The sequence below is a fragment of the Escherichia sp. E10V5 genome (genome assembly GCF_004212315.1).
Taxonomy (GTDB): Bacteria; Pseudomonadota; Gammaproteobacteria; order Enterobacterales; family Enterobacteriaceae; genus Escherichia.
The window spans coordinates 9644-23526 of sequence record NZ_RHJM01000025.1 but is presented as its reverse complement, the minus strand read 5'-3'; the positions used below and the strand labels follow the sequence as shown (position 1 = coordinate 23526).

The following is a 13883-nucleotide window of genomic DNA, read 5'->3' as shown; positions in this document are numbered from 1 at the left end:
CAACACGGCCTCAGATGGGCCACATCTGGAGAAACACCGCAATGTCAGTTATTGGTCGCATTCACTCCTTTGAATCCTGTGGAACCGTAGACGGCCCGGGTATTCGCTTTATCACCTTTTTCCAGGGCTGCCTGATGCGCTGCCTGTATTGCCATAACCGCGACACCTGGGACACGCATGGCGGCAAAGAAGTTACCGTTGAAGATTTAATGAAAGAGGTGGTGACCTATCGCCACTTTATGAATGCTTCAGGCGGTGGCGTTACCGCATCCGGCGGTGAAGCAATCCTGCAAGCTGAATTTGTTCGTGACTGGTTCCGCGCCTGCAAAAAAGAAGGCATTCATACCTGCCTGGACACCAACGGTTTTGTTCGTCGTTACGATCCAGTGATTGATGAACTGCTGGAAGTGACCGATCTGGTAATGCTCGATCTCAAACAGATGAACGATGAGATCCACCAGAATCTGGTCGGCGTTTCCAATCATCGTACGCTGGAGTTCGCCAAATATCTGGCGAACAAAAATGTGAAAGTCTGGATCCGCTACGTTGTTGTCCCAGGCTGGTCTGACGATGACGATTCAGCGCATCGCCTCGGTGAATTTACCCGTGATATGGGCAACGTTGAGAAAATCGAGCTTCTCCCCTATCACGAGCTGGGCAAACACAAATGGGTGGCGATGGGTGAAGAGTACAAACTCGATGGTGTGAAACCACCGAAGAAAGAGACCATGGAACGCGTGAAAGGTATTCTTGAGCAATATGGTCATAAAGTAATGTTCTAATTTCCCCGTAAAGCGGCAACTTTATTGAGTTGCCGCTTTGTTATTCCGCGCTTCATTCTGCAGAACTAACCACAATGATTAGTTCGTATTCGCTTTACGAGCCAATAGCGGGAATATCAACCCTAACCCCACCAGCACAAATGGTGTAGCGATATTCAGCGCTAGTTGGAAGGTCCACTCTGCAGTGAAGGCTTCCATTTTCGGGAAGATTCCCGTCAAACAGGCAAAAGCAGTAAAGGCAAAACACCAAATCCCGACAGTCATCGCCAGAGACTTATTACGAATAAAGACATATTCCGGCTTATATTTCTGCGCCAGGCGAACTACTGCAATAAACGCCACGAACACCCACAAATAACGCAGTGGCATCACTACTGAGTTCAAATTGAGCAGCCATTTGTAGAGATTATTCATGTCACCAATACCCAGTGTTGGCAGCATAATCAGAATCGCCACCAGCACCAGGGTCAGTAGATAACCATTAACCGGTGTACCTGAATCATTGGTCCGGCACAATCTGGCAGGAATATATTTACTATCCGCATCACCTAATAACACTTTCAGAGGAGCATCGATGGAGAACACCAGAGCGGCGACTTGTCCCAGGGTATTTGCAATGGCGTAAATCACCATTAGGGTATTCCCCATGTTGTAATACTCGCCCAGCTTCTGAAAAGCGTAATACTGACCGTTAGTCATTAAGTCATCAGGAATATTACGCGAGTCAAACATCATCCCCATTGCGAGAGAGCCCAGAATGGCACAAACCGCAACCATCACCGCCAGGCATAGCATCCCTTTTGGAAATTCTTTTCCTGGGTTGCGCGTCTGATTAACGTAGGGAGAAATCTTCTCTGCACCGCCAACCGCGAAAACCAGCATTGAAATAGTGGTAATATAGGTAAAATCGATATGGGGAATGAACGTTTCCCAGGTAATGTTCGTGGTCGCAATATGCACTTCAGTAATCGCAGGCGCGGTTACTGCCATCGCCACATACAGGAGCGACATGATAAACATCGCAATCCCTGCCACAGAACCGACGATTTTCAGCGATTTCATACCACGTGAAGCGATCCACATAAAGAAGACAAACAGCACCAGCGTTAACCCCTGTAACGCTACGACTGAATATTCTTTGATTAACGAACCGTCACCTTTCATCGCCCAGCCGAGCGCAATCAGAATGGCCTGTGGTTTTTGTGCCAGATAGGGTATATGCACCACCCAATAGGTCCACGCGGCAAGATAAGCCAATCCGGGGCCCATTGTGTGCTTAATCCAGGTACTGACTCCGCCTTTCCCATCTTTAAAAGTCGACCCCAACTGACCGACAATCAATGCATATGGTGTAAAATAGAGCGCAAATATAAACAGCCATGAAAAAACAACGACCAACCCCTGGTTGGCATAATTATTAACAACATTGCCAAATCCCCAAACCGTAATAAAAGACATCAGTGCAATGTTGTACCAGCGCAACTGTTTTTCCTGAACGTTCCCAGCCATAGTTCGATCCTTCGCTATTTTTTTAATAGATATCTGTAAAACGAGGGATTATGCGCGGCTAATAAGAAGTACGAAAATAGCGGAATGAAAAATTATAACCTGCTGCACAATTTATTTTTCCATAAATGAAATTTGGTAAAAGCAAGTTGTATAGAGGAAACAAAAAAACAGAGTGCGATACAGCATGTTCACACTCTACACTAATTCATTTACACATGAGCGACAGGTTTGGGTGTATGACCGGCGTTACGCAGCAGCATCAATAAGTAGATAAATGACACACTGGCAATCATAATAAATAACAGTTTATCGGAAAAATTCTGCATCAGTATGGCGGTAAAAGACGGACCAAGCAGACTACCGACTGTATAACTCAACAGTAAAGCCTGATTCATCGCCACCAGTTGATGATGTTCAACCTTCTCACAAGCCCAGGCCATCGCTACTGGATACAGCGTGAACCCCGCAGCACCGAGAATAAACAATGAAGGCGCCATCGCAGCCTGGCTTAACATTGCAATACTACCAAGAATGACAACAAAAACCTGAACGCGCAGTACCAGTAGACGACCAAATTTATCCGCCAGACGCCCAATAGGCCACTGCCCAAGGATTCCTGCGCTGACCAGTACAGCCATCCAGAAACCGATGCTGGCGTTATTGATCCCCTGATGGTTAAGATACAATGGCATCAGACCATACAGAGAGCCCAGGACAATCCCGGAGATAATACAGCCATTGACCCCAAGCCGTGCCTGGCGGAGTTTAAGCATTGATGTAATCGGCGTAGCCGGATGTTTTTCCGTTTGCTGATTCAGAATACGAGTAAACAACAACGGTAAGATGCCTGCCAGTATCAAACCCGTTGCCCACGGTAACACGGCCATCAGCTCAGTCGACACTTTGCTGACCAGCAACTGGCCCAGAAACGTCCCCACGTAATAGACCATCATATAAGCGGCAAGTAGTCGCCCACGATTACGTGAGGTCCCGCTGCACATCAGCGCACTTTCGACCACAACCCAAATCATAGCGCAACCAACGCCTGCGACAAAACGCCAGGTTAACCAGCTCCAGAAACCAATCATCAGGCCAAGCCCGGCACAGCCCGCCGCAAAAATAAACGAGGCCATGTAATAGCTACGATTAAATCCAAAACGTTTAATGACATACCCTGTCAGTAAAGTCCCCACCAGATTGCCGGTAAAATAGGACGAACTGACGACGCCGACCTGCCATGTGGGCAAGTGCTCCTGGGCGAGCCATAGCGGCACGAGTGTATTTAACACTGCGATCGCTAAGGTCAACAAAAGCAGGCCAGACAGCAAAAGCATGACAGGCCGGGTATACGTGGACATGGATAAAAACCGTGAGGAAGTTCAAATTTTATGCGCATCATGCCACCGCTAAAAACATTGTCAATGGGGTAAAATACCCCCATAACGCAGCGGCTGTATTATCGATTGATATTACTCATTCATAACACTAATAATAAAAAGACAATTAATCTCATCTACTTGTTTTTATTGATCTAACACAAACATCATGCGCTTCGTTCAGTCGAAAAATTTCATGGTCACAGCAAACTAAGATTTCCCGTCTATGCTTTCAAGGCAACGCATCGCGCCTGAACGCTTTCAGGCGTATCACTGACTCTCGAAAGGAGAAGAGAATGACCAAACCGTATGTTCGTCTCGATAAAAATGATGCTGCTGTTTTGTTAGTTGATCACCAGGCTGGTTTGCTTTCCCTTGTGCGGGATATTGACCCCGACAAATTCAAAAATAACGTGCTGGCGCTGGGTGACTTAGCAAAATATTTCAATCTCCCCACCATTCTCACCACCAGTTTTGAAACCGGCCCTAACGGCCCATTAGTCCCCGAGCTGAAAGCACAGTTTCCGGATGCGCCTTATATTGCGCGTCCTGGAAATATTAACGCCTGGGATAACGAAGATTTTGTCAAAGCAGTTAAAGCGACAGGTAAAAAACAACTGATTATTGCAGGGGTGGTAACCGAGGTTTGCGTAGCATTCCCGGCGCTTTCGGCTATTGAAGAAGGGTTTGATGTCTTTGTGGTAACCGACGCTTCTGGAACCTTTAACGAGATTACCCGGCATTCAGCGTGGGATCGTATGTCACAAGCTGGCGCTCAATTGATGACATGGTTCGGCGTGGCTTGTGAGCTGCACCGCGACTGGCGTAACGATATTGAGGGGCTGGCGACGTTGTTCTCTAACCACATTCCTGATTATCGTAATTTGATGACCAGTTATGACACGTTAACGAAACAGAAATAAGAGAGAACCGGGGCCGAAACCCCGGTTATTACACCTTAACTGGCAACGGCCATGCCAACGGTCATGTGCAAACCGTAGAATACCCCGCGGCCGATTAATTCCCCTGCAAGAAGCAGGATGAATGATACGGAAAGCAGAGGCACCGCAGGCTGAAAGCCTTTCACCTGCGGTGCAATCCACAAGCACAGTGCCACGGCCAAAAGCACAATCCGCCAGGACATCAGCGCACCGTAGTCAGGCACCAGTGCGGCAGCCTGTTGCACTGAACTATGAATGGTCGCCAGTTCTGCGCCCTGCATTACTGACATCACGCCACTCACCACCAGTGCCAACACGGAAATTGCAGGCAACAGACGCATCGCCCATCCATCGACGCCTGCCAGGCTCAGCAACAGGTAACCCAGCAACGGTCCGCCCATAAACATGGTCAGGAAGAAGCCCATCGGCGTCCAGATGCTGTACCAGGTCGGTACGGTATCGATGCTGTTATAGACACGCACCATCATCCAGACAAAGACCACGCCGAGAACCATCGTCACCACCAGCCAAAGCGTGCGTAATGCCGGTGACAATTTTTTCAGCATCGCCAACAACCAGCCAATTCCGCCTACGGCAAAAAAGATCGAACCGCTGGCGATTTCGTTACTCAGAGCTGAAGCCCCTACCCGGTTAAGCGAGTTAAAGGCGCGCATTGGTGAGCCAAGATGGAGCATAGAGGCGATAAACCCAATGCCCATCAGAACCCATAAGCCAAACATGCAGGCGATAACACGCTGCTGGGCTTCTGCTCGCAGATCGCCTTTGAGCAGTGCCAAAGCCAGAACGATAAAACCGCCCACCACACATTGCCCGAAGACCGTGAAGATCATCAGCGGCCATTCATGCCATCCACTTCCCATCTCACACCTCCTTCGGGTTTGCCAGATAGCCAGTGGTATCCCCGGTTGGGCGGCTATTGGCGTTAGGTTTAATCACAATATTCGGTTTGGTGAAGTGCGCACGCGGCAACGGCGCAACAGCCGCCAGATCGCCGTGTTTTTTACGCAGCTCGTCGATAGGTCCGAAATCCAGCGCCCGTAGCGGGCAAGATTCGACGCAGATCGGTTTTTTACCTTCTGCGACGCGGTCATAGCAACCATCACATTTGGTCATATGACCTTTGGTTGCGTTGTACTGCGGTGCGCCATACGGGCAGGCCATATGGCAGTAACGACAGCCAATACACACATCTTCATCGACAACGACAAAACCATCTTCACGTTTATGCATTGCACCGCTTGGGCAGACTTTGGTACAAGCCGGATCTTCGCAGTGGTTGCATGAAATCGACAAATAGTAGGCAAATACGTTTTGATGCCAGACGCCGTTATCTTCCTGCCAGTCTCCACCAGCATATTCATAAATGCGGCGGAAACTAACTTCCGGCGTCAGATCTTTGTAGTCTTTACAGGCCAGCTCGCAGGTTTTGCAACCGGTGCAACGGCTGGAATCAATAAAAAATCCATACTGGGTTGTCATCGGTTACTCCTTACACCTTTTCAACCTGAACAAGGTTCGTATGTGATGGATTCCCCTTGGCAAGAGGAGACGGACGTTGAGTGGTCAGTACGTTAATACAACCGCCCTTATCGACACGTTTCGCATCCGGGTCATACCAGGCACCTTCGCCCAATGCGACCACGCCCGGCATCATTCGTGGCGTCACTTTCGCCTCAATATGGACTTCACCACGATCGTTAAAGATCCGCACCTTATCGCCGTTGCTGATACCACGTTTTTGCGCATCAAGTGGGTTGATCCACATTTCCTGACGGCAAGCTGCTTTCAGCACGTCTACGTTACCGTAAGTCGAGTGAACACGAGATTTGTAATGGAAACCCGTAAGCTGCAGCGGATACTGTTTGTTCAGCGGATCCTGATAGCTTTCAAAGCCCGGTGTGTAGATCGGCAGCGGATCGATCACATCGCCTTCCGGCAATTCCCAGGTGGCGGCAATGTCAGCCAGCGCCTGTGAATAGATCTCAATTTTGCCCGATGGCGTGGTCAATGGATTAGCCTGCGGATCTTCACGGAAGGCTTTGTAAGCAACGTGATGCCCTTGCGGATCGCGCTTTTTAAAGATCCCTTGTTTGCGGAACTCTTCAAAGGTTGGCAGTTCCGGAATCGCTTCGCGTGACTGGGCATACAGGTGACGCATCCACTCTTCCTGGGTACGACCTTCAGTAAACTGTTGCTCGACGCCAAGACGTTTTGCCAGTTCGCTGGTCATCTCGTAGATAGTCTTACATTCAAAGCGCGGTTTAATCACCTGATCGTTAAAAATCACGTAAGACATATTCCCGCAGGATGCATCCAGCGCAAAGTCCATCTGTTCGGAGGCAGTGCAGTCCGGCAGCAGGATGTCAGCATATTTCGCCGATGAGGTCATGTGGCAGTCGATAACCACAATCAGCTCACACTTCTTATCATCCTGGAGGATTTCATGGGTACGGTTGATTTCCGAATGCTGGTTAATCAGGCAGTTACCGGCATAGTTCCAGATCATCTTGATCGGAACATCCAGCTTATCTTTCCCGCGCACACCGTCACGCAGTGCCGTCATTTCCGGGCCACGTTCAATGGCATCGGTCCACATAAACATGGAAATGCTGGTCTGAATCGGGTTATCCAGGGTAGGCATCCGCACAAACGGTAAGCTGTATGAACCTTCTCGCGCACCGCTGTTACCACCGTTAATACCGACGTTCCCGGTGAGGATTGCCAGCATCGAAATGGCACGCGTGGCGATTTCACCGTTGGCATGGCGCTGCGGCCCCCACCCCTGGCTGATAAATGCCGGTTTGGTGCTACCGATTTCACGAGCAAGTTTGATGATTTTATCTGCCGGGATACCGGTAATTTGCGAGGCCCATTCCGGTGTTTTGGCAACACCGTCTGGCCCATCACCCAGAATATACGCTTTGTAGTGACCATTTTTCGGCGCGCTGGCAGGCAACGTTTTTTCGTCGTAGCCGACACAATATTTGTCGAGGAATTCCTGATCAACCAGGTTTTCGGTGATCATGACATACGCCAGACCGTTAACCAATGCCGCATCTGTTCCCGGACGAATCGGGATCCATTCATCTTCGCGTCCGGCGCCCGTATCGGTATAGCGCGGATCGATAATGATCATACGTGCATTTGATTTTTGCCGCGCCTGCTCCAGGTAATAGGTCACCCCGCCGCCGCTCATACGCGTCTCGCCAGGGTTGTTACCAAATAGCACCACCAGTTTACTATTTTCGATATCTGACGGACTGTTGCCATCGGCCCAGCCGCCATAGGTATAGTTCAAACCTTCGGCTATTTGCGCCGAGGAGTAGTCACCATAATGGTTCAGATAACCGCCGCAGCAGTTCATCAAACGCGCTACCAGAGTATTTCCCGGCGGCCAGGAACGGGTCATGGTGCCGCCCAGCGTACCGGTACCATAGTTCAGATAGATGGATTCGTTACCGTACTCTTTTATCAGGCGCTGCATATTCGTGGCGATGATATCGTAGGCTTCTTCCCAACTAATACGCTCAAACTTACCTTCGCCACGAGCACCTACTCGTTTCATCGGATATTTCAGGCGGTCGGGATTGTAAACGCGGCGACGCATAGAACGCCCACGCAGGCACGCGCGCACCTGGTGCAGTCCTTCGTAATTGTCATCCCCGGTATTATCCGTTTCGACATATTTGATTTCGCCGTCCACTACATGCATACGCAGTGGACAGCGGCTGCCACAGTTAACAGTACAGGCGCTCCATATCACCTTTTCGTCTGAATTTGCCGGAGCGACACTATTAGCAGCGTGCGCAATCCGGCTAAAGGGTAATGTTAACGCGCTGCTGGCCATCGCCAGGCCGCCGATCGCTGTCGTTTTTACCAAACCACGGCGACTCACCTCAGCAGCCAATACCGCATCAGGAATTTTCGTTTTCATAATGGCTCACTCAAGCTTGCTTACGATTGATTCCAGTAACAAACCGTCTTATGTAATTATTTTCATAGCGGCACGCTATATAGGTTTGTATACATCGAATAATTTGAAAATCAACGGGATAGGTAGATTTTCACTCGAAAGTAGTATTGCGCTTAAGTCAGCTGTAATTATTGTTTGGTATCAAAGGGAGATAAAAAAAGCGCCCGCAGGCGCTTTTTAGATTCAGAATAGTTGGATATTAGCCGATATATTCCAGTCCGTTCATATACGGGCGCAGAACTTCTGGTACTTCAATACGACCATCAGCCTGCTGATAGTTTTCCATTACCGCAACCAGCGTACGACCAACAGCCAGACCAGAACCGTTCAGGGTATGAACCAGACGGGTTTTCTTGTCAGACTTACTGCGGCAACGTGCCTGCATACGACGCGCCTGGAAATCCCAGACGTTGGAGCAGGAAGAGATCTCGCGGTAGGTATTCTGCGCCGGGATCCATACTTCCAGGTCGTAAGTTTTGCAAGCGCCAAAGCCCATGTCGCCAGTGCAAAGGATGATTTTGCGGTACGGCAGGCCCAGCAGTTGCAGGACTTTCTCCGCATGACCAGTCATCTCTTCAAGTGCCGCCATTGAATCTTCCGGACGCACGATCTGAACCATTTCAACTTTGTCGAACTGGTGCATACGAATCAGACCACGGGTATCACGACCATAAGAACCGGCTTCAGAACGGAAGCATGGGGTATGAGCGGTCATTTTGATCGGCAGATCATCTTCATCGATGATTTCACCGCGAACCAGGTTGGTCAGCGGAACTTCTGCAGTTGGGATCAGCGCGTAGTTACTGGTATCAGCTTCTTCTTCCAGCGGACGAGTATGGAACAGATCGCCAGCAAACTTCGGCAACTGACCCGTACCATACAGCGTATCCTGGTTAACCAGGTACGGGACATAGTTTTCGCTATAGCCATGCTGCTCGGTGTGCAGGTCCAGCATAAACTGCGACAGTGCGCGGTGCATGCGAGCGATCTGCCCTTTCATCACCACAAAGCGCGAACCTGTCAGCTTAACCGCTGCCGCAAAGTCGAGGCCGGAGTGCATTTCACCCAGCGTCACGTGGTCACGAACTTCGAAGTCAAATTCACGCGGGGTACCCCAGCGGCTGACTTCAACGTTGTCATTTTCATCTTTACCAACCGGCACTTCATCTGCAGGCAGGTTAGGGATTGTCAGCGCGATATCGCGAATTTCAGCCTGTAAAGCATCCAGCTCGGCTTTTGCTGCATCCAGCTCTTCGCCCAGTTTGTTCACTTCCAGACGTAAAGGCTCGATATCTTCCCCGCGCGCTTTCGCCTGGCCGATGGATTTCGATCGAGAGTTACGCTCTGCTTGCAGGTTTTCCGTTTTGACCTGCAATACTTTACGACGCTCTTCAAGAGCGCCCAGCTTATCTACATCCAGCTTAAAGCCCCGGCGTGCCAGTTTTTCAGCGACTGCGTCTGGCTCATTACGCAGCAGATTGGGATCGAGCATGCTTATCCTGTGCTTATCGAATTAAATGGGAGATGTGGCCACAGCCTGCGACCACAGGGATACAGTAACAACATTACCGCAACGATAACATTAACGGTAGCGTTTTATGGGGCTATTTTGATCCTGTTCAGCCAGCCAGGCGAGCTTTTCGCCAATCTTGCCTTCAAGGCCTCTGTTTGTCGGGAAATAATAGCGCGTTTGTGCTATTTCCGGCGGGAAGTAAACCTCACCGGCAGCATAAGCGTTTGCTTCATCGTGGGCGTAACGATATTCCTGCCCGTAGCCCATTTCCTTCATCAGTTTGGTTGGCGCATTACGCAGGTGTACCGGCACGTCATAATCCGGACGTTCACGGGCATCAGCTAACGCGGCTTTAAACGCGGTGTAGACAGCGTTACTTTTTGGCGCACAAGCGAGATAAACAATCGCCTGGGCAATGGCGCGTTCACCTTCTGCCGGACCTACGCGGGTAAAGCAATCCCAGGCAGCAATCGCCACCTGCATCGCCCGCGGATCGGCGTTACCGATATCTTCTGAAGCAATCGCCAGGCAGCGACGTGCGACATATAACGGATCACCGCCCGCAGTAATAATCCGCGCATACCAGTACAGCGCCGCATCAGGTGCGCTACCGCGTACCGATTTATGCAGCGCGGAAATCAGATCGTAAAAGCGATCACCTTTGTTATCAAAACGAGCGCTACGCTCACCAGCAATTTCGGTGAGTAACTCAGGCTTCAGGACACGTTTGCCGCTGTCATCGACTTCGGCCATATCCGCCATCATTTCCAGCGTATTTAACGCCCGGCGCGCGTCGCCATTCACCAGTTCAGCAATCGCGCGGCGTGTTTCATCTGGCAGAACAATATCCTGCCCACCGTAGCCGCGGGTTTTGTCTTCCATCGCCTGAGTCAGTACTTGCTCTATATCCTCGGTGGTCAGGGATTTGAGCAAATAGACACGAGCACGGGAAAGCAGCGCCGAATTAAGCTCAAACGACGGGTTTTCAGTGGTTGCACCAATAAACGTGATGGTGCCATCTTCAATGTGTGGCAGAAACGCATCCTGTTGGCTTTTATTAAAGCGATGCACTTCATCGACAAACAAAATGGTACGGCGACCGGCATTGCGGTTTTGCCGCGCGCGCTCTATCGCTTCGCGAATTTCTTTCACGCCAGAAGTGACAGCAGAAATACGTTCCACATCAGCATTTGCATAGCGGGCGATCACTTCGGCAAGGGTAGTTTTACCGGTACCTGGCGGCCCCCAGAGGATCATGGAATGCAGATGTCCGGCTTCGATAGCGCGCGGCAACGGCTTCCCCGCAGCCAGCAAATGTTGCTGGCCAATATACTGTGCTAAATTTTCTGGCCGCATACGTGCGGCCAGAGGTTGAAAAGTATTATCCGAAAAATCGAGCGACAGATTGCTCACTCAGGTGCCTCTACTTACGTTGATCATCTACCGTTACGCCTTGCGGCGGGGTGAAGGTAAATTTCGCTGCATCCACAGCACCGTTTTGCTGGGATTTCAGCTGATAACTGCTGCGTTGATCGTCCTGTTCCACCGCGCTGAATTGATGGATGGTGCCATCACGGCCCACGTTAATAGTGAACTGCTTCAGATTGCCATTGCTGGCTTTCGGCGTCAGGACAAAATCATCGCCGTTCTGTTTGATGTTGTACTGCTGCCAGTCGCTGGACTGGTTACGTGCGATCAGCATAAATGGCGTATTCCCGGTGGCATCTTTCAGCCAGGTCGCCGTAGCCTGTTCAACAAACGGGTTATAGAACCACAATGTTTTACCGTCGGAAACCAGAATGCTTTCATCAGGTTGCGTCATATGCCAGTTGAATAAGTTTGGACGTTTCACCCACAGATCGCCCTGACCTTCCTGCACCGCCGCGCCGCTACCGTCAGTTACTTTTTGCGTAAAGCTGGCGTGGAAGCTGCTGACTTTATCCAGACGGCTTTTCAGATCGCTTGCGGCATCAGCCCAAACACTGGACGCCACTAAACTTGAGAGTAATGCACAGGTGATGGCAATTTTTTTCATCATTGTTCCTCAAATTACGTCACTCCCGATCGGGAGTTCCCTCTACTCTCTATTCCAGGCTAATAATCAGCTTGAGGAAAGAAGAAAATACTGAATTTTCAGTTGATAGAGTGCCGGATGCGACGCTATCGCGTCTTATCCGGCCTACGATGCACTAATTAGTCAAACGGTGGCGGAGCCAGTACTTCACGATTACCGTTGTGACCCTGTTCGCTGACGATCCCTTGCGCTTCCATCTGTTCAACAATGCGTGCAGCACGGTTGTAACCGATGCGGAACTGACGCTGAACACCAGAAATAGACGCTTTGCGTTTTTCAGTGACAAACGCCACCGCCTGATCGAACAGCGGATCCAGTTCTTCAGCACCGTCGAAACCACCAGCTCCGCCTTCGCTTTCGCTATCGGAGGTGATGCCATCTACATACTGCGGACGACCACGCGCTTTCCAGTCCTGCACCACGGCATGAACTTCCTGATCGCGAACAAAAGCACCATGGACACGTACCGGCATGGTTGAGTTCGGCCCGGAGTAAAGCATATCCCCCATACCAAGCAGTGATTCCGCGCCAGCCTGATCAAGAATGGTACGTGAGTCGATCTTGCTGGATACGGTAAAGGCGATACGGGTTGGAATGTTCGCTTTAATCAGCCCCGTAATAACATCCACCGAAGGGCGCTGCGTTGCCAGCACGAGGTGAATACCTGCGGCACGGGCTTTTTGCGCCAGACGCGCAATCAACTCTTCCACTTTTTTACCTACCGTCATCATCAGGTCGGCAAATTCATCCACCAGCACTACAATGTACGGCTCTTTTTTCAGCACTGGATGCTGGGCATCCATACTGTCACCTGGCTTCCAGTACGGGTCTGGAATCGGACGCATCATTCGGTCCGCTTCAGCAATTTTTTCGTTATACCCCGCAAGATTACGCACTCCCAGTGCCGACATCAGCTTATAACGGCGTTCCATTTCATTTACGCACCAGCGCAGAGCGTTGGCAGCATCTTTCATGTCTGTTACGACTTCCGTTAACAGATGCGGGATGCCTTCATAAACCGAAAGCTCCAGCATTTTCGGGTCGATCATAATGAAACGAACATCTTCCGGCTGCGCTTTATAGAGCATGCTCAGGATCATGGCGTTTACACCCACCGACTTACCGGAACCAGTGGTCCCCGCAACCAGCAAGTGAGGCATTTTAGCCAGATCGGCTACGACCGGATCGCCTGCGATATCTTTACCCAAAACAATCGTCAGCGGCGATGGGTTATCACGGAACTTCGCGTTATCCAGCACTTCGCGCAGATAAACGGTTTGTCGTTTTTTGTTCGGCAACTCCAGACCTACGTAAGGTTTACCAGGAATGACTTCAACCACACGCACCGCCACGGTCGACAATGAACGGGCAAGGTCGCGTGACAGGTTAGAAATACGTGCGGCTTTTACGCCCGGCGCCAGATTCAACTCAAAACGGGTGATTACAGGTCCTGGTGAATAATTGACCACATCAGCTTTAATGCGGAAATCGGCCAGCCGTGCTTCTACCAGACGCGCCATTTGCTCAAGCGCAAAGGTATCTACTGGCTCAACTTCGCTTGGCGGTGGTTTCAGCAAATCCAGCGAGGGTAGTGGCGTCGTTGGTTTATGCAACGGACGGCTATCACCGTTGCGCATTAACAACGGATGAAGCAGGGTATCCTGCGGCTGTGGTGCTACCGGTTGCTGCGGCTG

Annotated in this window: 10 protein-coding genes and 1 pseudogene; 2 read left to right on the top strand and 9 right to left on the bottom strand. The window is 50.4% G+C overall.

What is annotated here, in order from left to right; all coding sequences use genetic code 11:
• The first annotated feature begins 41 nt into the window (after positions 1 to 41).
• Positions 42 to 782: a pyruvate formate lyase 1-activating protein gene (gene pflA / locus D9738_RS17780; protein ID WP_000111043.1), complete on the top strand. Its 741-nt coding sequence runs from the start codon at positions 42 to 44 to the stop codon at positions 780 to 782.
• A 78-nt stretch (positions 783 to 860) separates the two neighbouring features.
• Here the strand turns inward: pflA and D9738_RS17775 are convergent, their stop codons facing one another.
• Positions 861 to 2291: an amino acid permease gene (locus D9738_RS17775; RefSeq protein WP_130260772.1), complete on the bottom strand. Its 1431-nt coding sequence runs from the start codon at positions 2289 to 2291 to the stop codon at positions 861 to 863.
• Positions 2292 to 2500: 209 nt separating this feature from the next.
• Entirely contained in the window at positions 2501 to 3649 is a 1149-nt protein-coding gene (locus D9738_RS17770; RefSeq protein ID WP_130205293.1) for an MFS transporter, read from the bottom strand.
• A gap of 314 nt (positions 3650 to 3963) precedes the next feature.
• Between D9738_RS17770 and ycaC the strand changes: the two genes are divergently transcribed.
• Positions 3964 to 4590 (top strand): isochorismate family cysteine hydrolase YcaC, encoded by a 627-nt coding sequence (ycaC, locus tag D9738_RS17765; RefSeq protein ID WP_012133028.1) that lies wholly within the window; start codon positions 3964 to 3966, stop codon positions 4588 to 4590.
• 35 nt (positions 4591 to 4625) lie between these two features.
• Here the strand turns inward: ycaC and dmsC are convergent, their stop codons facing one another.
• The 7 genes and pseudogenes from dmsC to ftsK all read right to left on the bottom strand — a co-directional run.
• Positions 4626 to 5489, bottom strand: coding sequence for a dimethyl sulfoxide reductase anchor subunit DmsC (gene dmsC, locus D9738_RS17760; protein WP_130260771.1), 864 nt, complete (start codon positions 5487 to 5489; stop codon positions 4626 to 4628).
• Position 5490: 1 nt separating this feature from the next.
• On the bottom strand, positions 5491 to 6108 hold the full coding sequence (dmsB, locus tag D9738_RS17755; protein ID WP_000213094.1) for a dimethylsulfoxide reductase iron-sulfur subunit DmsB: 618 nt from the start codon (positions 6106 to 6108) through the stop codon (positions 5491 to 5493).
• A 10-nt stretch (positions 6109 to 6118) separates the two neighbouring features.
• The gene (gene dmsA, locus D9738_RS17750) at positions 6119 to 8563 is read right to left on the bottom strand and encodes a dimethylsulfoxide reductase subunit A (protein ID WP_130260770.1); all 2445 of its coding nucleotides are present in this window, start codon (positions 8561 to 8563) and stop codon (positions 6119 to 6121) included.
• Between the two features lie 238 nt (positions 8564 to 8801).
• The gene (serS, locus tag D9738_RS17745) at positions 8802 to 10094 is read right to left on the bottom strand and encodes a serine--tRNA ligase (RefSeq protein WP_000886683.1); all 1293 of its coding nucleotides are present in this window, start codon (positions 10092 to 10094) and stop codon (positions 8802 to 8804) included.
• 90 nt (positions 10095 to 10184) lie between these two features.
• Complete coding sequence (gene rarA, locus D9738_RS17740) at positions 10185 to 11528, bottom strand: replication-associated recombination protein RarA (protein WP_130205287.1); 1344 nt, start codon at positions 11526 to 11528, stop codon at positions 10185 to 10187.
• Positions 11529 to 11538: 10 nt separating this feature from the next.
• A complete protein-coding gene (lolA, locus tag D9738_RS17735; RefSeq protein WP_001295343.1) occupies positions 11539 to 12150 on the bottom strand; it encodes an outer membrane lipoprotein chaperone LolA in 612 nt (203 codons plus the stop codon).
• 158 nt (positions 12151 to 12308) lie between these two features.
• Positions 12309 to 13883: pseudogene (gene ftsK, locus D9738_RS25205) on the bottom strand (DNA translocase FtsK); the annotation flags it as partial.